Source organism: Pseudolactococcus piscium (assembly GCF_002441695.1).
GTDB classification, from domain to species: Bacteria; Bacillota; Bacilli; order Lactobacillales; family Streptococcaceae; genus Pseudolactococcus; species Pseudolactococcus piscium.
On the sequence record NZ_JXJW01000008.1, the window covers coordinates 76,292 to 94,446 of the forward strand.

Annotated in this window: 18 protein-coding genes; 1 reads left to right on the forward strand and 17 read right to left on the reverse strand. The window is 38.6% G+C overall.

Annotated elements, in window-relative coordinates:
* Positions 1-57: 57 nt before the first annotated feature.
* Positions 58-1,893, reverse strand: coding sequence for a glucose PTS transporter subunit IIA (locus RU86_RS05140; RefSeq protein ID WP_096814361.1), 1,836 nt, complete (start codon positions 1,891-1,893; stop codon positions 58-60).
* A 249-nt stretch (positions 1,894-2,142) separates the two neighbouring features.
* Positions 2,143-3,204, reverse strand: a complete 1,062-nt coding sequence (locus RU86_RS05145; protein ID WP_096814362.1) for a bifunctional transcriptional activator/DNA repair enzyme AdaA — start codon at positions 3,202-3,204, stop codon at positions 2,143-2,145.
* Between the two features lie 186 nt (positions 3,205-3,390).
* Between RU86_RS05145 and RU86_RS05150 the strand changes: the two genes are divergently transcribed.
* Positions 3,391-4,824, forward strand: a complete 1,434-nt coding sequence (locus tag RU86_RS05150) for a cryptochrome/photolyase family protein (protein WP_096814363.1) — start codon at positions 3,391-3,393, stop codon at positions 4,822-4,824.
* Positions 4,825-4,941: 117 nt separating this feature from the next.
* Here the strand turns inward: RU86_RS05150 and RU86_RS05155 are convergent, their stop codons facing one another.
* The 15 genes from RU86_RS05155 to RU86_RS05230 all read right to left on the reverse strand — a co-directional run.
* A complete protein-coding gene (locus RU86_RS05155; protein ID WP_096814364.1) occupies positions 4,942-5,844 on the reverse strand; it encodes an ROK family protein in 903 nt (300 codons plus the stop codon).
* Positions 5,845-5,859: 15 nt separating this feature from the next.
* On the reverse strand, positions 5,860-6,660 hold the full coding sequence (locus tag RU86_RS05160) for an alpha/beta hydrolase (RefSeq protein ID WP_096814365.1): 801 nt from the start codon (positions 6,658-6,660) through the stop codon (positions 5,860-5,862).
* 38 nt (positions 6,661-6,698) lie between these two features.
* Positions 6,699-7,880, reverse strand: coding sequence for an MFS transporter (locus tag RU86_RS05165; RefSeq protein ID WP_096814366.1), 1,182 nt, complete (start codon positions 7,878-7,880; stop codon positions 6,699-6,701).
* 154 nt (positions 7,881-8,034) lie between these two features.
* On the reverse strand, positions 8,035-8,889 hold the full coding sequence (locus RU86_RS05170; protein WP_096814367.1) for an AraC family transcriptional regulator: 855 nt from the start codon (positions 8,887-8,889) through the stop codon (positions 8,035-8,037).
* Between the two features lie 226 nt (positions 8,890-9,115).
* The gene (locus RU86_RS05175) at positions 9,116-9,913 is read right to left on the reverse strand and encodes a carbonic anhydrase (RefSeq protein WP_245810476.1); all 798 of its coding nucleotides are present in this window, start codon (positions 9,911-9,913) and stop codon (positions 9,116-9,118) included.
* A gap of 174 nt (positions 9,914-10,087) precedes the next feature.
* Positions 10,088-10,966 carry an acetylglutamate kinase gene (argB, locus tag RU86_RS05180; RefSeq protein ID WP_096814368.1) on the reverse strand — a complete coding sequence of 293 codons (879 nt, stop codon included), beginning with the start codon at positions 10,964-10,966 and terminating at the stop codon, positions 10,088-10,090.
* Positions 10,963-12,099: an acetylornithine transaminase gene (gene argD, locus RU86_RS05185; protein WP_096814369.1), complete on the reverse strand. Its 1,137-nt coding sequence runs from the start codon at positions 12,097-12,099 to the stop codon at positions 10,963-10,965. The genes argB and argD overlap by 4 nt, the downstream gene beginning before the upstream one ends.
* 38 nt (positions 12,100-12,137) lie before the next feature.
* A complete protein-coding gene (argJ, locus tag RU86_RS05190; RefSeq protein WP_096814370.1) occupies positions 12,138-13,337 on the reverse strand; it encodes a bifunctional glutamate N-acetyltransferase/amino-acid acetyltransferase ArgJ in 1,200 nt (399 codons plus the stop codon).
* Positions 13,338-14,375, reverse strand: coding sequence for an N-acetyl-gamma-glutamyl-phosphate reductase (argC, locus tag RU86_RS05195; RefSeq protein ID WP_096814371.1), 1,038 nt, complete (start codon positions 14,373-14,375; stop codon positions 13,338-13,340).
* A 226-nt stretch (positions 14,376-14,601) separates the two neighbouring features.
* Positions 14,602-15,258, reverse strand: a complete 657-nt coding sequence (locus RU86_RS05200; RefSeq protein WP_096814372.1) for a DUF1129 domain-containing protein — start codon at positions 15,256-15,258, stop codon at positions 14,602-14,604.
* Positions 15,248-15,928 (reverse strand): DUF1129 family protein, encoded by a 681-nt coding sequence (locus RU86_RS05205; RefSeq protein WP_096814373.1) that lies wholly within the window; start codon positions 15,926-15,928, stop codon positions 15,248-15,250. The genes RU86_RS05200 and RU86_RS05205 overlap by 11 nt, the downstream gene beginning before the upstream one ends.
* Positions 15,925-16,248 carry a PadR family transcriptional regulator gene (locus RU86_RS05210; RefSeq protein ID WP_096814380.1) on the reverse strand — a complete coding sequence of 108 codons (324 nt, stop codon included), beginning with the start codon at positions 16,246-16,248 and terminating at the stop codon, positions 15,925-15,927. Before RU86_RS05210 ends, RU86_RS05205 begins: the two co-directional genes overlap by 4 nt.
* A gap of 212 nt (positions 16,249-16,460) precedes the next feature.
* Positions 16,461-16,631, reverse strand: a complete 171-nt coding sequence (locus RU86_RS05215) for an LPXTG cell wall anchor domain-containing protein (protein ID WP_096814374.1) — start codon at positions 16,629-16,631, stop codon at positions 16,461-16,463.
* 279 nt (positions 16,632-16,910) lie between these two features.
* Complete coding sequence (locus tag RU86_RS05225; RefSeq protein ID WP_245810477.1) at positions 16,911-17,111, reverse strand: hypothetical protein; 201 nt, start codon at positions 17,109-17,111, stop codon at positions 16,911-16,913.
* Positions 17,112-17,535: 424 nt separating this feature from the next.
* Positions 17,536-18,155, reverse strand: a 620-nt coding sequence (locus RU86_RS05230) for a transposase (protein ID WP_143468091.1), incomplete at its 5' end; no start/stop codon positions are given.

The following is an 18,155-nucleotide window of genomic DNA, read 5'->3' on the forward strand; positions in this document are numbered from 1 at the left end:
TTTAAGAGGATGATTCGCTATCATAAGTTCTTACCTTATAAAAACTAAATGGACAGACTACTGCTCATTTGGGATGAGTGTTAAAACTGCTTGAGATGTCGCAACTTTTCTGGAGATGTTATGTGGCTCAACCTCATAAGTATCTAGATTCGTCACTAAACAAATAACGGTCGTATCATGCCCGTCTCGCTTCATTTTTTTGAGATCAAAATGAATGAGCCGTTGGCCCTGTTTGACCTGATCGCCTTGTTTAATATCAGACGAAAAATAGCTACTTGATAATTGGACTGTATCTACACCAATATGGCACAGTATCTCTGCACCATCCTCTGTTATTAACACCAAGGCATTTTGCGTTGGAAATAAGATACTGATGACACCATCAATCGGTGCTAATAAGTCTCCATTTCCGGGAATAATGGCAATTCCCTTATTCACCATGCTACTTAAAAATATCTTATCAGTCACATCGGATAAGGCAATAACCTTACCTGCAACTGGACTAGTTAGTGTCGTTTCTAATTCCTGGGCGCGTTTCACTTCATCTGAAACTCGGTCTTCCTGATAGACAACAAGTACTGTAATAAATGAAATAATAAATGATGCGACTAAAGCAACCATTGCCCATCTCAAATTCATGGCATGTCCACGATTGATAAACATCCGGATACTTGCGATGCCAGGACTTAGTATAGCGAAGGCTCTTAGCGTAAAGAAACCTGCAATACCACCTCCGATAAAACTGGAGAACATCACACTATAAAGGACACGCTTGTTAAAAACTGTCACGCTATAAAGAGCTGGTTCTGTGAAACCAAACAAGGCTGAAATACCTGCAAATAGTGCCGTAGATTTTAAATGACCATCCTTTGTCTTTAAAGCAACTGCAAATGAAGCCCCGGCTTCTGATATGTTATGTGCTAATGATGCTGGCAAATACAGTAACTCACTACCCGTCTTCGCCAAATTAGCTGACGCATAGGGCACCATCGCTTTGTGCATACCAGTGACTACCATAAAGGGAGCTACCGCAGCAAGTATAGCAACTGCTAACCAACCAATATGCGCATATAGCCCAAAAATAACTGCGGATAGAACACTCCCCATATTGTAGCCAAAAGGGCCAAGGACAAGTAAGGTAAATGGCACAATAATTAAAAGACATATCATCGGTGCAAAAAAAGTTCTCAGTGGTTTAGGTGATACCCGAATAAGGAATTGTTCGACCTCAGCATATAATAAGACGGCCAAAATTGCTGGAAGGACCTGAGATCCATAAGGTACATTCTCAATACCAACACCCATGATTTTCGCACCTTCTGATAACCTGGTAGTTAAATCCGGTAAGAGCAAGGCACCAACAAGTGACACCGCAACAATCTGATTTACTTTTAGTTTATTTGCTGTCGTTATCGCAACTAAAATGGGTAGTAAGTAAAGAGGCGCACCAGCAATTATATAAAGTAATTGGTAAGTTTCATTAGTTGTACTTATTAATCCGAGCATCGTTGAAAATAATAAGATGGACTTGAGTATACTACCGCCGAATACGGCAGGTAATAGGGGTTGAAAAATTGACATAACAAAATCTAGTAAGTCTGCCCCCCACTTCTTATCTTTGACATCCATATCTTGTTCATGATCAGATAAATCATTTAATTGGCATAGTAACTCATCATATATGGATAGGCTACCATTACCAATGATAATCTGACACTGATCTGCTTTTTCTACCCCAATCACTCGGTCTAACGCCTCAAGTTGCGCGATATCGACAAGACAATTATCTTTTAAAGTAAATAGCAATCTAGTCGCATAGTATTCTAAATGTCTGATATTCTTTTTGCCACCTACGTACTTTATAATCTGAGTTGCTGTGTGTTTAACGTCCATATTGTTCCCTTTTTTTATCCCATAACATGTTAAGTTGTTAATTCATGATAGCTAAAAAGACAGAACACTAAATTAAAGCATTATCCAGAGATAACATGCTCATTTAGGCCCCGCCTTACTGGCAGTCAGTCATTTTTTTATAAATAACATTATATCAGATAAAATCAGGAAGTACAACTGTTGATGCTTGATGCATGCTTTAGGCAGATATTAGCCTTATTTCCCCTACCACTGCTTCTCTAGCATTCATCATCCATTTTCTACGTCATTAGCCCATTTCTCTTCTAGTTTCAGAAGATACTGTTTACGCGCTACACCACCACCGTAACCTCCGATTGTTCCATCACTCTTGATAATTCTATGACATGGGATGAGGATAGACAGTTTATTTTTACCATTAGCATTCCCTACAGCACGTACTTTATTCACATCTCCCAAAGTACTAGCAATAGCTTTATATGTGGCCGTCGTTCCGATCGGTAGGTGTTTTAGAATCTCCCATACTTGTTTTTGAAAGGCTGTCCCAAGACAATAAAGGGGGATAGAGAACTGATCTAGTTGCCCGTTAAAGTATCTCCCAAGCTCATCCTTTAATTTTTTAGCAATTTCGGTTTGCCCAAAGACTATACTGTAGTGATGATTTTTCCTTAAGTCATCTATCTCTGTCTCTAAAGCACGTCGATCCATAAATTCTAATAAGTATAGATAATGCTGATCACTCAAAGACAGCATATTCCCGAGTGGTGTTGAGATGAGCTCACCATATAAAATTTTACCATCTTTTCTTTGTTGTGGATTACCCATTATTTTGGAAAAGGCATCATCAAAGCCACTATAGGATTCATAGCCAAGCAGGACTTGTTGGTCGATTAATTTACTGCCTTTTTTGAAGTTTTGAAAGGCAATGCCAAGTCTTCTTGCACGCGCATATTCAATAAAGGTAATGCCATATATTTTTTTAAACAATCTTCTAGCAGTATATGACGTCACCCCAATCTGTCTAAAGTCATAGTCTTTCCATTTTTTATAGGGATCTTGTTCGACATGATCAATCAAGACTTGTATATCTGCTGGCAACTCCTGAGGATAAGAGAGTGGTTTACAAATTTTGCAAGGTCTATAGCCGACTAATAGCGCCTCCTCAGCAGTCTTATAAAATTCACAATTTTCATATTTAGGTTTTCGCGCGCTACAAGAGGCATGGCAGAAAACGCCAGTTGTTTTGACGCCTACAAAGAATAGACCATCATAAGCTGTATCACGATTAAGTAAGGCCTGATAATAAACCTCGTTTTTTGATTGACTCATCATTAAATTCCTCCCTTTTCTATGCTTTTATTATAAAATAATCTTTCCTACGATATATCCGAAAAATTAACACCTATTTTTTTACAGCTTTAATTGATAGGCGACTTAGCTCTTATTTTAGCATCCTTTCTATTTTCAAACATGTTACAATAAGATTATATTAGCTTAAGAAGAAAGAAGAAAAATATAATGTATTCAGTCGTATGGTTTCGTCAAGACTTAAGAATCCAAGATAATCAAGCGCTCTATCATGCGTTTCAGCAATTAAAAAAAGATGACAAACTCGTCTTACTATTCCAAGTTAATCCAGATCAGTTCCTATCAGATAGCCTCAACCATCAGGCTTTTTTTGAGAGCGTCCGTCACTTCAAAGCAACCCTAGATGGCAAGGCCCATCTCCAGATTCAATATGGAGAGCCTCAACACCTATTTACCCAACTAAAAGAGACACTACCTGATTGGGATAAAGTCTACTTTAACCAGGATACCTCAGGATATGGTGCCAAAAGAGATAAAGAGATGATCGATTTTTTTGTCCAACATCAGATCGCCCACTTCAGCTTTCAAGATCGCTATCTTCATGGTGCTGATGACATCAAAACACAAAAAAATGAGGTATATAAGGTCTTCACCCCATATTATAATCAATGGAAAGAACGCCTAAAAGCCACCCCATTAGCCATTGACTTTCAAACTGATCAGGTGTTAACTGACACGCTGTTTCCTGATGATGAGCAACAGTTCAGTGAGCTAACTAAACATGATGATGGTCAGGCACCCGTCGGTGAACAAGCTGCCATCTGGCAATTAAAACAGTTTTTAACCTATGATGTTACAAACTATGATGCTGCACGAGATATCCCATCTTTAGATCAGACGAGCCACCTATCACAGTTTTTGAGAACAGGAGAATTGTCGATTCGAACCCTTTGGCAAGCCTTACAGGAATTACCTCTGTCACAAGGTCGACTCACCTTTGAAAAGGAATTGTGCTGGCGTGACTTTTATCACATGATCTACACACATGCACCCCATCAAAAAACACAGCCGCTACGCCCTGAATTTAGCTTCATCAAATGGGAAAATGATAAGGAAAAATTTCAGCTCTGGCAAACTGGGCAGACAGGTTTCCCCATCGTCGATGCTGCCATGCGCCAGTTAAATCAAACTGGTTGGATGCATAACCGATTACGGATGATTACCGCCTCATTTTTAACCAAAGATTTATTGATTGATTGGCGATGGGGAGAGTGGTATTTCCAGAAGCAACTGATTGATTATGATCCTGCTAGTAATATTGGCGGCTGGCAATGGGCAGCCTCAACTGGTACAGATGCTGTCCCTTATTTTAGGATTTTCAACCCCACAACCCAATCTGAAAAGTTTGATCCCGATGGCCTTTTTATCAAGGCCTACGTACCAGAATTAGCGAACTTACCCATTAAGTTTATGCACCAACCAGAAAAAATGACCAGCATCGATCAAACTATGTATAGTGTCATCTTAGGCAAAGACTACCCACGCCCCATGGTTGACCACAAAGAGAGACGAAAACTTGCTATCTCTACATATGAGGATAGCAAAGCCTATTATCAGGATGAATTAACTCATGGCAAGAGGTGATGATAGCTTAATACTTGATTAACGAAAAGACCCCCAAAAGAGAGACGATCTCTTTTGGGGGTCTTGCTATCTATTAAGCTGACTAGCACGGCTAAATAGCTAACTGAAATCCGCTATCTACCTATCCATTTCGATTAAGAGGCGATAAATTGCCCCTAGTAAGTTTGCTTCATTGCCAAACTTACATGCCATTATCTCAATTGGTTCAAGGCTATCAACCATGATTTGTGACCGATTTCGAATCAAATGGTATTGCTTGCTTATCATCTCAATGACGATTGGCTGGGCACTAATACCACCACCAATCACAACACGTTCTAGATCTAAAATAGCTTGCAAATTCAAAATAATATACACAATTTTTTGACAATAAGTTTCAAATAATGCTTGCACCTCTTGATTTGTTTGCTGATTGATGGCATCAAACACAGCTAACCCATCATCCAAATCTGATAGTCCTAGGAATGTTGCTGCTTGTCTTACAAATTGAACTGCTGAAGCTGAATACCCAAGATAATTATCTGGACCAGGATTACCAACAACATCTGGCATGAAGCTCAATTCACCCGCCTGAAAATGTTGCCCTTGAACAATTTCACCATTGATAATGATTCCACCACCAACTCCCGTTCCTAAAACAATCGTTGCACCATTTGCTATCGACTTTAAGTTACCTAGCCAAAGTTCTGATAGTGCTGCTGCCTTACCATCGTTAATCACAATACAAGGCACATCAACCAGAGATGTCACAAAAGTCTTGAATGAAAATCCATGTAAATAAGGTAGCGCACCGCCATTATAAACTGTTCCAGTAGCATCATCAACTCTACCGGGACAACTAATCGCGACCCCTCTAATTTCTGATTTTATTTCTGTTATCAGGCCTTGGATAATGGCAGTCAAATCAGATAAGTTGTCCGGTGTTTTTACTTTATGACTACCTGCTAAATTCCCCGCATGATCTACTTGACTATATTTTATAAAACTACCGCCAATATCAATTGCTAAGTATTGATTCATCAATTCTCCTCAAACTCATATTTTTTCTAAAGGTAACCACTCTAAAAATTTCTCAGTATACTTATCCCAGAAATCCCATTCATGTGCACCTTCATCTTCAATGTAAGTCATATCAAGTGATTTTTTATCTGCAAATGCTTTAAATTCTCTTACATACTCGAGCAGAAAATCAGCTTTACCAATCGGCAAGTAAATTTTGGGTATGTCCTTACCTGCTGCTATTAATTGATTGATTAGATAAAAGTAATCTTTGTCACTATTTTTTACCGTATCTATACCACCAAATACATTATCTAAATAGCCAGGCTTCAATCCCATCTCTATTCCTTTTTCAGCATCTGCAGCCAAATGCTCAATCAGTAGAGCGGGAGAGAATGCACCAATGTAACCAAATCTATCCGAAAATTTTAGCCCGTTGATCAGAGCACCATAGCCACCCATCGATAAGCCACCGATAAAAGTTTCTTCCCTCTTATGTGATAAGGGGAACATGCTTCTAGTAAATTCGACGAGTTCATCAGCTACATAGCTACTATAATTATCATCTTGATCAGGTTTATCCAAGTAAAAATGATTGTCGCCAGATGGCATAATAACGGCTAGATTACGTTCTTCTGCCCAACGTTGAATACGCGTGCCAGATAAAAAATCCGTATTGTTGCCAAATATCCCATGAAATAGATATAAGGTTTTTAAAGGGTTTGCTTTCTTTTCCGCCACTCCTGCTTCAGAAAAACTATCCAATGGGATAATTGCATTAAACGTAACGGTACGAAATAGTGATTTTGACATAAAATTTACTTGTACTAATGACATATTGAGGCCTCTTTTCTAGATATTTCATAATTTATAGGTTACAAACTTTTTTTGCGGTTAAGGAATAATAGAACAGCCACACAAATACTGATCATCATTAAGCCTATACCATTAACCAAAAAGGCATCTGCTGCATTGGTCACCTTAACTAATTTACCAATTAAACCATTTATTGTAGGTGATAAAAATATACCTAAGTTAATACCAACAAGTAAAAGACTGGTAGCTAAATTTGTAGCATTGGCTGGTGCGAATCTGCCTACAAGCATAAAAGCACACGGTGCCATCAGGCTAAAAGATAGACCTGAAATAATGGCACCAGTCGTCACTAAAGCAATACTGTTAGCAGACATGATGATGAAAAAGCCAATGCCTAATCCCAATAAACCAATTGGTAAGGCCCATTCTTTTAAAAGTTTATAGATTTTGCCGTAGATAACACCTACTAAAATACCTGAAAAGGTAACGGTACTTAAAATACCAGCAGCTGCACTCGGTTGACCAATATTTTTTTCAACTAGTAAAGTAGCCGTCTTTAACATAAGTGTAAAGAATAGGGCAAATACTAATATCGCACCTAACATAAAGATAATAGTTGCGATGTTGATGCCTGCTTTAGGTTTTTCTAACTTTTGATCAGTATTACTTGATACATCTATTGTTTTGGCCGCAGGAATAGTGAAGAATAAAGCAAATAAAATCAAAGGTAACACAGTAATTGCATAAACAGAAAATGAATGTTGCCAACCAAACTGGGTCAAATAACCGACTAATAAAGTCATTAAGCTACTCCCAATAGATCCCATAGCCCCTTGCAAACCAACTAAACTCGCTTGCTCTTCTCCATCATAAATTTCTGTGATCAAGCTAACAGCAAGTGCATTATATAACCCAAGTCCTGCACCAAACATGAACCTTGATAATATCACGACTGTGTAGTCTTTGATGAACACAGGTAACACACCTGCAATTAATGCAATACATAAACCAGTTATGACTGTATTTTTTTTGCCAATAATTTTTATAATAAAATTACTCAGTAGTACAAAAATTAAAATACCAAAGTTTGGTACTGTCGCGATAAGCTCAATAGCAGAAGTACTTCTTTCTGGAAAGGACGCTTGTATGAGCGGAATTAAAGACGATATACTTGGACCAGAGGCTAGGATCACTGAAATGGATAAGAGTGATGCCTTAAATACGAAACTATTTTTATTCATAAAATATCTCCAAATTTTTATTGCAAACGTTTACATGAATAATTTTAACATAGCCTAGTCTTATAAATAAGGTCGTATCAATCGACAAAAAGGGTATTTTCTGCCAATTATCTATTAACAAGTAGATAATCTATAATAAGTTAGGTTATAGCCCTTATTTTTTTCGATGATCCAATTGATATTTTTTAGGTGTTTGATGAAACACCGCCTCAAATAGTTTTCTAAAGGATTTTTCATTAGGAAATCCAGCCAAATCAGAGATCATCGCAATAGATAGGTCACTATCTAATAAGAGTAACTGCGCCTTATTAACGCGAAACAGTTGGACATACTTCATCACACTGATACCGATATTTTTTTTAAACAATTTGCTTAAGGTATTTTCTGATAAGTAAAATTTTTCTCCGATCAGTTTTACAGTCAAGGGCTCTTGATAATTTTCCTTAATATAGTCTATAATAGGACGTATTTCTCCTAAATTTTCATGATGCAAGTTATAGTTAATCTGAATTTTTTCTCGAACAATCAAATGTTTACCTAGCAAATATATTAATTCATATACAATTTGTATGAGCTGTATGGCTAATAAGGATTTCGTCTCATGCGTAACTAACCTATAAAATTTTTCCAGTAATGCTGTTATTTCTGCTACACCTACCATATCGTTGGTTGGAAAATTAGTAAACCTTACGAACTCAAAATCATCGATATATTTGTCAAATAGGTCATAAGGAATGAGAAGCGTTACACCTCTAACATGTTTATCTGCGCCTGAAATACCACTATGTATTTCAGCAGAATTGACAACAGCAAACTCACCTGATTTGATTTGACGTGCATGATTATTTACAGTAAAAATTTCAATGCCACCATCATGCATAAATGTTATTTCAATTGAGGCATGCCAGTGTGGTAAAACAGAATGTATCGTATAAGCAACATCATGGAGTAACCATTTGACAGGCACCAGTTCATTCGTATAGTTAATCAGTTCATGCTCAAAAGTCATGACTATCTCCTTTTTATTGGTAGGTTAAAACAAATTGATAGGTTTGACTGTCTGCCCAATAAATAATACGCATACTTTTAATATTGCTCATATCATCGTTGACTAGTCGAGACACCCTTTCTCATTAATAACTTTAACTATAATGTAATACGAATCATGGCAGATGTCAAGCACTGCTAGTACTAGTCCAACTGTGCAAGTTAATCATTGATTAGGCTATTCTCATTTACTCATCGTGTGCTAAAATTTTCCGATCATTTAAAGGTTGAATTTTTCGATTATTATGAGCATAGAGCTTCTTAAAGGCATCGAGTTGCGCTTGAGAGACTTCTAATGGGGCTTTCATGAGATACCACTCAACATTTTCGGTTAAGGGTGGTGTCGTGAGTGACCCTAGATAATGATAAAAACTTTTATTTTGTGGTATCATCTTATCAATATCAGTGATGGCATCTATTTTTTTGCTAGCCACATCAGCTAAAACTTCTTTAAATCCTAGATTCTCACGACCTGCTTTAAAAAATACACCAATAACAGCAATTCTGCCATCTTGCGATTGGTTGACAAAGTGTGCTTCCAGTGGATAATGCTTGCCATCAACAGTGTGCTCACTTTCAGCATGAAAATGAAACTGTGTTAAGTTAAACTCTCGACCGTTGATCGTTGACTGCCCACTGTCTGTTACTTGAATACTATGGCCATTGTTTTCTGCCTTAGTTATTTTTTTACCAAAATTTAGCGTCATCTCGCCTTTATCTGGTGTCATGATGTCTACTTTTTTACTGTCGATATTGATAGGAGACTGCATCTTGCCAGATGCAAACTCCCAGTCTTCTTGCTTATCATAATTAATTGCCTCATGGTGCGTTTTAACTGGTGTGCTTGCCTTTGCTTTATCCCCCTTTTCAGTCGCGTGACATGCTCCCAAAACAAGTATCAGTCCTAACACAGCCACTAATTTCATACTTTTGTTCATTTTCACTTTTTCCTTTTTATTTTTCAAATCATCCCATTTTAATGCCATCAAAATTAAATTACACCTATTTTTTAACTTACTTTTATTATAGTATGTTTAACTCTAGATGTAAATGATCTGCTGAATTTTTTAATGATAAAAAGAAAATAGTACATCACTGCACTATCTCTTTTTTTGTTAAAAATGACTCTCTATAGTTCTCACATGGCCTACTAGAACAGATTAATTTGTCAATCTGTCAAACTTTGCTAAGTCAAGATCATCTTTCTTGATCAGCGTACCAAAGCCTTCCGTTGTGAATAATTCTAGAATCAAGGAATGTTGCATACGACCGTCTAATAGCACAGCTTCACTCAAGCCATTTTGCATGGCGTATTGGATAGCTTCCAGTTTTGGAATCATCCCACCTGTGATCTTACCCGCAGCGATTAGTTGTTCAATAGTTGATAGACTTGTTTCTACTAAAAATGAACTTTCATCAGGATAGTCAGCATAAAGACCACGCACATCAGAGAGTAAGATAAAACGCTCAGCCTGTAGTTCTCCTGCAATTCGACTGGCAGCTGTATCTGCATTGACATTATAAATCTCACCTGCCGCATCGACACCTGCTGTTGCAATCACTGGAATCGCTGATGTTTTGGCAATCCGTTCAATAATTTCAGTATTAATTTTCGTGATTTTCCCAACATAGCCCAATTCCTCAGACAGCTGTTCAACTTCAATCATCCGACCATCGATACCCGAAATCCCAATCGCGTCACCACCCAGACGTTGGATGTCACGGACGAGACTTTTGTTGACCATACCAGACAAGGCTGCTAAAGCAAGCTCTGCCGTTGCTTTATCCGTATAGCGCAGACCACCGATAAACTTGGAGGGCATATCGTATTTTTCCAGCATTTCACTGATGGCTGGTCCACCGCCATGGACCAAAACGACGTTGATCCCCATTGTTTTCAGAAGTAGGATATCACTTAGGACAGACTGTTTGATCGTTTCATCCGTCATGGCATTGCCGCCATATTTGATGACAACTGTCTGACCTTGATATTTGAGCATGAAGGGCAGGGCAGCTGTCAGTGTTTCAGGCATATTCATAAAATCGCCTCCAAAATGGCAACACCATCAGCCAACTGCGCTTGACTCATAACGAGTGGCGGTAACAATCTGATGACATCATGGCCAGCTGATAAAACGAGCAAGCCATGTGCCCTTGCAGCTGCCAAAACGGTAGCCACTTGATCGCCATCTCTTAATTCAATCCCAACCATCAAGCCGAGTTGTCTGATGGCTACGACACTTGTTTTCGTGGCCAGTTTATCAGCTAGTTCAGCACCTAGAAAGGCTACTTTTTCAGTGACCTCAGCCAAAAATGGTGCTTGCGTTATCTCCTCTAAGACGGCCTTGGCGCTTGCCATAGCAATCGGATTACCACCAAAAGTCGAGCCATGTTTCCCAGCACTAAAGGCTGTTGCATACTCTGCTTTGGCTAACATGACACCGATAGGTAGGCCATTGCCTAATCCTTTGGCTGAGGTAATGATATCTGGTTCAAGACCAAAGTGTTCAAAGCCAAATAATTTACCAGTTCGACCATTGCCAGTCTGCACCTCATCAACAATCAGCAAAATCCCCTGTTTTTGAAAGGCTTTTAAGCTTTCCGAAAATGCTTGCGTGATAGGTGTCACACCGCCCTCACCTTGGACGATTTCAAAAATGATTGCCCCAGTATTATCCGTTACAGCGGCTGAAAGACTTTCGATATCATTATAAACTGCCTTAGTAAAGCCTGGCACTAGGGGCGTAAACCCTTTTTGAATCTTATCTTGCATGGTCGCAGACATCGCCCCAAAAGTCCGACCATGAAAACCATCCTCAAATGCTAAGATCGTCGTATCAGGCTTAAGCAACCGGGCTAATTTAAGCGCTGCTTCATTTGCTTCTGCACCAGAATTGGCAAAAAACGCTTTATAGCTTCCCTCATAGTCAAGATAGGCTGCAACCTCTTCTTGTAACGGGTTTTCATATAAATTGGATAGATGCGGTATGGCATCTACTTGTGCCTTAACTGCCGCCTTACCAGCCTCAAAGGAATAGCCCAGGTTCATGACACCGATACCACTTGTAAAATCTAGGTACTGCTTACCAGTTTGGTCATAGAGGTAAACACCTTCCCCGTGGGTAAATGTCATGGGAATTCTCTTCCCATAGTTTTCTAGTAAATGTGTCATCTGAAACTCCCTATCTAGCCGACTAGCGACATCTCTTATCAGCTATGGTAGAGAGCATTGATTTCAACATACTTATAAGTCAAATCACAGCCCCACGCTGTTCCAGTTTTATCGCCCTGATTTAAATCTGCTTCAATCAGGACGTTCTTTTCCTTAAGTTTCTCAGATAACTCTGCTTGATCAAAATCAACCGCTGTCGAATGAAGCAAAACAAGATCGCCTTGTATGGTTAATTCGATATCTGGCACCTCAAACGGCGCCACTTGACCGATAGCTGAGATCACACGACCCCAGTTAGGATCAGCACCAAAGATGGCCGTTTTAACTAGACTAGAACCGACGATATGTTTGGCAATCATCCGTGCTGTCAATTCATCTGGCGCACCTGTTACTGTCACTTCTATCAGTTTGGTAGCGCCTTCGCCATCAGCTGCGATCTGTTTTGCCATGGTTTGACATACTGTCGCTAAGACTGACTTGAAGGTCAGGTAATCCTCTGAACCAGCGATAAGTTCAGCATTTTCAGCCATGCCATTGGCCAAAACAAGTACTGTATCATTGGTCGAAGTATCGCCATCAACCGTGATTTGATTAAAGGTTGTTTCGATGATTTCTGAAAGGGTTTCTTGGAGTAGCGGTTGTGCGATATTAACATCGGTCGTAATGAAGGCAAGCATGGTTGCCATGTTGGGATGAATCATCCCTGACCCCTTACATACACCCGCAACAGTAACGGTTTGGCCACCAAGTTCGACTTGATAAGCTACTTCTTTTTCGACCAAATCAGTCGTTAAAATCGCTTGCGCAAAACCAGCCGCATGGCCATTTTCTGCTGATAACTTGCTAATGCCTAGGGCAATCTTATCCATCGGTAGTTGTCTACCGATAACACCAGTCGAGCAAACCGCAACATGACCAGGCGCCAAACCAAACTTGTCAGCCAGGAGACGTTGCGTCTTTTTAGCATTGTTCATTCCGACTTCACCTGTCACCGCATTGGCAATAGCTGAGTTTGTAATGATCGCTTGGGCTACACCACCCGCAACCACTTCTTTATCCAGAATAACGGGAGCTGCTGCCACTTTATTTGTCGTGAAGACACCCGCAACTGCTGCGGGAACTTGAGATAAAATCATCCCTAAATCTAGTTTTTGAAATTTCAGTTCTGCGTGTGTGGCATCTGCTGTAAACCCCTTTGGTGATGCAATATTGCCTGTAATTTGTTTAAATTTAGTCATTTATAAAATCGGTACAAGATCAAGCCCAGATTTTTCATCAAAGTTGAAAACCTGATTCATATTTTGAATGGCTTGTCCCGCCGCTCCTTTCACGAGATTGTCGATAACGGTCACGACCGTTAAAGTATGTGTTAAATCATTATAGCCGAGGCCGATGTCAGTAAAGTTAGTCCCAACGACACTATGTAAATCTGGTAGATGACCAGCAGTAAATACCCTAACAAAATAACTACCAGCGTAAGTCTGCTCATAAGCTTTCACCACCTGTTCAAAGCTAACACCAGGTGCTAGTTTGGCATAGGTCGATACAAAAATCCCCCGGTTAACCGGAATTAGGGAAGTCGTAAACTGAATCGGAAGCGTCTTATCCTGCCATGATTTTAGTTTATTGACGATTTCTGGAATATGTTGATGCTGGTTTAACTTATACATGGTGACATTTTCATTAGCTGTCACAAAATGACTACTGTCACTGAGTTTTTTACCAGCCCCTGATAGGCCTGACTTGGCATCCACGATGACACTATCATACTGAATTAAATCCGCCTGATATAACGGGGCTAGACTTAAGAGAGTTGCTGTTGCATAGCAACCAGGATTTGAGATGTAGGGTTGTCTAGGCTTATCAAAATCAGCTAAGACATAGTCAGCTTTGGCTAAAAGATCAGCGTGACTAGCTGCTCGACCATACCATTTTTCATACTGTGCAGGATCCTGCAAGCGGAAATCGCCAGACAAGTCTACTACTGGAAAACCAGATTGGATAAAATCACTTGCATGAGTTGCTGCTATACCAGCTGGTGTGGCAAAGAAAACTAAATCCGATGTTGCCATGATCTCACTAGCTGAAAAGGCCTTGACCCTTAAGTTTGCATAGGCTTTAAATTGTCGGAGCTTTGGTACTAAATCTACAAGCTTACTGCCAATCGTTGACGTCCCATAGACGCTAATCACCTCTGCATCTGGATGAGCATGGAGTAACCTGAGCAACTCCAATCCAGAATAACCTGAAATCCCAATAATCGCTATTTTTTTCATATACTTATCCTCTAATTGAATATATATACAATATTAATGTATAATATTACATTTGTCAAGACATATATGCAAAATTATGCAAAAAAATATAAGGATATTGCCATTTTATTCATATTTTTTGCTTATTATCCATCTGTTGTTCGAAAGTACACCCTTACCAATCATTCTATTTATCAAGTTAATCAAAAAAGCCATCTCAGGCTTTCTTCTAGCATGTCACGAGTCTTTATGCTTTTTCATCTTCTTTCAAAAGACGATAAGCGAGTAAAGCATATAAAATAGCAAAGCAAATACCGGCTATCTTAGCAGGCAAGGAGGGAATATAGATGACCTGAACTGTTTTGAAATAAGTGTTTATCAAGACAAATATGATGATGAGAACACAAACATAAGCAACACCTATTAGATTAGATAACATACTATTTTTCATCATGTATAGTTTTATCATATATTTAAAAAAACATGCTGCTCCTAAGAGGTAGGTAATGCCACCCAGTACATAGACTAGCCATGATATCCCTAGTGGAGCAGAAGAAAACCAGTTAATACTTGAAAAATATAACCAGAAGATGATAGAGATACCTGTAAACCAAATTACCCTTCTTAGCTCCAGAGGTGAAATTTTAGCTAACTTTTTGAGTAATGTTTTTGCTAAGTCTTCAGCAGAAACACCAAAATATGACAAGGCAGTTTGTCCACCACACTGGGCATCAAATAAATCTAGTAAGAGATTATAAGTCATTTCTAATATCGCAGTTTCATCATATTTAAAGCTGCCATGAATTAGTATTTCGTCATAAAACGACTTAAAATATACTTGATTCTCTTGGTTCAATTTTTCTTGAATCTCTCTTATTCCTGCCCTGTACTGTTCACTTTTCATCCTGACACGCTTTCTGTTTTTTATCGTTATTAACTAATTTAGCAAGTACCAGTATATTGCAAATGCCACCAACGATGACAATCGTCCGGCCAATCATAATAGGAACTGAAATCAGCGTCATGCTTGTCAGATATTTTATCGCAAAAATACCTGCTGTCATAAATGCACTACAGTACAACCACAAAATGAGATAGCCCAATACTTTACTTTTTAATTTAATTTGTAGGGTAAAGACTTTTAAAATAAAGCCGACAAATAGAAGGGTCAAAGCAAACATAACCAAGATATAGACTAAAGAAAGTTTTGTGTCTGCTGAACTTATCCAGGATACTCGGGATGTAAGTATTCCCAAAATAACCAGCAAGCTACCCAAAAGCATATACTTAAGCTGTGATTGAGGCGACAATTTTTTCATATTTACCACTAAATTTTTACCTAGATCATCAGGAGAGCTACCAAATAATTGCCAAGCTGTCATGCCATCTTTTTGTGCATCGACTAAATCTAATAAGTAATTATAGCTATTTTGATTGAGATCTACTTCACTATAGCGTATGCCATGAAGTTGTAAACTTTCATAAAAATCGTCAAAATACTGAAGATTTTCTGCTGATAGGTGTTGTTTCAACTGTTTGATTTCTTTACGATAAGTGGTTGCGTGCTGTCTCATTTTTCTTCCTCCCATAAGTTTGTTACTTTAGTCGTCAGTCTTTCAAAATCATCCCAGAAAATAGCTAATGTCTCCACCCCTTTTGCTGTCACTTGAAAATATTTTCGATCTGGCCCTTCTGCTGATTTCTTGGTTACACTTGAGACATCTCCATTTTTTTCTAACTTTTGCAAAATCGGATAGATTGTTCCTCCTACCGCCGTTTCAAAACCAGCAACTTTGAGTTTTTGAATCAGCTCATAACCATAAACCTCACCATTGGCAATAATACGCAAGACACACCCATCTAAAATGCCCTTTAACATCTGTGATTCTCTGATAATGATCACCTCACTATATTGTTTTACTAACTAGTATAAGATTAGTATAGCACTTTTTACTAGTTTGTAAAGCTAACTAGTAAAAAAAACAAGAAAGCCATCCAAAGACAACTTTTTCTATTATTATTTAACTCATCTTACTCAGTTTCGCCATACCTTGATGCAGACTACATTGATAGTCAAATCAATTTAAGCTACTGCTATCTTATGGCTTAACCTTTCTTATTTTTTCTTCTGAGGAATAATGCACCTAGAATTGAAAGTAATGTGCCACCTCCAAATATTGATAGGTTAGCACCATCAGATTCTCCAGTACTTGGTAATGCGGGATTATTTACATTTTTTGACGGCTTCTCAGGTATACCACTATCTCCATTAATCATATTATTTGTCGTATTATTAGTGTTATCACGTCCAGTTGTAGGATCATTGGGTGATTCCTTAGCTATGACATGAACTAATACTTGACTTGCATACGAACCTGCCTAGGNGTTCAGTTAGTTCTTGCATCTGATAGACCCATCTGCGATTTTCTAGGTCTAAATTATCCAATAACTGAAAGATGGACTGCTTTTGACTGGTCAACTCATCCATTTGCTGCTCTCGTGCTAGGATTTTTTGAGAATAAACATACCGTTCATCAGAACTTTTATCCTTGACCATCACTTGCCTCCTGCATTAAACGTTTGCTGCTGATCTCTTTGTGCCATCACTTGAGCAAGTTTAGGAAATTTGTCGGCTTGCGTTTGCACCCCTTTGACCAGTTTCCCTAGGTTAGCTAATAGTTGATTCGAGACCTCAACCCCTGCTTTCATACTTGGTACGGTACTTTGACTTAGATTAATCGTCCTGCCTCTAGGCATCGTAAGGTTTGAGATACTTGAAACAGCTGATTGTGCTGTCGTTTCATTTTATGCAACTCTTACCATTTCATAGGTTTCAAACAAGACTTCAATGATCTGAGTAGATTCGATAGAAAATGTCTCTTTGGTTGGTACATCTGGTATGACATTCATTTTATCCATGACAATTTTCTATATCGCCATACCAGCGAAAGCGCTTTCTAATATACACTGACAGTCTAACAAATATAAACTAAATTGTCAATAAACTTAATGGTAAATCATGGATAATCAGTTGTCCTGAGATCATCTGCCTATCATTTAATTCAGGGGTATAGATATTCAAGCAAACAAAAAAAACAGCCTTAGCTGATTTTTTTGGCTCTTTGTCAAATCGTGTGGGAAATAGCTAAACTCTATAAGCAAGCACTTCGGTGCTTGTTTTTTAGTTGGTTAAAACAGTGTTCATTAACAGGATGCGTTTTTTGAAGTTTCTAAAGGTCCTAAAGCCAAATGCACAGCGCTTGATTGCCTTTATTTTGTTGTTCATGCCTTCCAAACAGCCGTTGGAATAGGGAAGCTTGAGTGCTAATTCAATAGATGGTCGTTTTCTTAATAAAAATTGGTACTTTTTGACAAAGGTCTCAGGGAGAATACGCGTATCTAACCCATCAATCAGATCGAAAAAAGCATGCGAATCTTTGTTTCTAAAGTGTCCCATCGCGACTTGTAATACCTGCCAGGCCTCATATAATACAGGATGGTAGTTAATCAACTGTTCAACCAATTGCCGACTGGATGTCCATCTGCGTAATGAACGCGAATAAAAATGATTCTCAGATAAGTCATCGTAATGTTTGAGCAAGTGCTTCCAGTAATACTTAAGATGTCGGTATTGTGAACTCCTTGTGTCAAATGATTTCATGACTTGTATGCGTAGACTATTAAAGGCTCGTGTCAGTTGTTGCACAACGTGAAAGCGATCAGTGATGAGTTGCGCATTAGGAAAGCACCGCTTGATTAGCTTGTCATAGCTATAATTCATGTCCATAACCAGATACTTGA

What these genes read in the sequence shown, in the direction of transcription:
- RU86_RS05215 (WP_096814374.1), bottom strand. Translation starts at nt 16,631, where the DNA reads ATGATTAATGGAGATAGTGGTATACCTGAGAAGCCGTCAAAAAATGTA.
- RU86_RS05150 (WP_096814363.1), top strand. Translation starts at nt 3,391, where the DNA reads ATGTATTCAGTCGTATGGTTTCGTCAAGACTTAAGAATCCAAGATAAT.
- argC (WP_096814371.1), bottom strand. Translation starts at nt 14,375, where the DNA reads ATGAAAAAAATAGCGATTATTGGGATTTCAGGTTATTCTGGATTGGAG.
- argJ (WP_096814370.1), bottom strand. Translation starts at nt 13,337, where the DNA reads ATGACTAAATTTAAACAAATTACAGGCAATATTGCATCACCAAAGGGG.
- RU86_RS05205 (WP_096814373.1), bottom strand. Translation starts at nt 15,928, where the DNA reads ATGAGACAGCACGCAACCACTTATCGTAAAGAAATCAAACAGTTGAAA.
- RU86_RS05160 (WP_096814365.1), bottom strand. Translation starts at nt 6,660, where the DNA reads ATGTCATTAGTACAAGTAAATTTTATGTCAAAATCACTATTTCGTACC.
- argD (WP_096814369.1), bottom strand. Translation starts at nt 12,099, where the DNA reads ATGACACATTTACTAGAAAACTATGGGAAGAGAATTCCCATGACATTT.
- RU86_RS05145 (WP_096814362.1), bottom strand. Translation starts at nt 3,204, where the DNA reads ATGATGAGTCAATCAAAAAACGAGGTTTATTATCAGGCCTTACTTAAT.
- RU86_RS05140 (WP_096814361.1), bottom strand. Translation starts at nt 1,893, where the DNA reads ATGGACGTTAAACACACAGCAACTCAGATTATAAAGTACGTAGGTGGC.
- argB (WP_096814368.1), bottom strand. Translation starts at nt 10,966, where the DNA reads ATGAATATGCCTGAAACACTGACAGCTGCCCTGCCCTTCATGCTCAAA.
- RU86_RS05225 (WP_245810477.1), bottom strand. Translation starts at nt 17,111, where the DNA reads ATGCCTAGAGGCAGGACGATTAATCTAAGTCAAAGTACCGTACCAAGT.
- RU86_RS05155 (WP_096814364.1), bottom strand. Translation starts at nt 5,844, where the DNA reads ATGAATCAATACTTAGCAATTGATATTGGCGGTAGTTTTATAAAATAT.
- RU86_RS05200 (WP_096814372.1), bottom strand. Translation starts at nt 15,258, where the DNA reads ATGAAAAGTGAACAGTACAGGGCAGGAATAAGAGAGATTCAAGAAAAA.
- RU86_RS05165 (WP_096814366.1), bottom strand. Translation starts at nt 7,880, where the DNA reads ATGAATAAAAATAGTTTCGTATTTAAGGCATCACTCTTATCCATTTCA.
- RU86_RS05170 (WP_096814367.1), bottom strand. Translation starts at nt 8,889, where the DNA reads ATGACTTTTGAGCATGAACTGATTAACTATACGAATGAACTGGTGCCT.
- RU86_RS05175 (WP_245810476.1), bottom strand. Translation starts at nt 9,913, where the DNA reads ATGGCATTAAAATGGGATGATTTGAAAAATAAAAAGGAAAAAGTGAAA.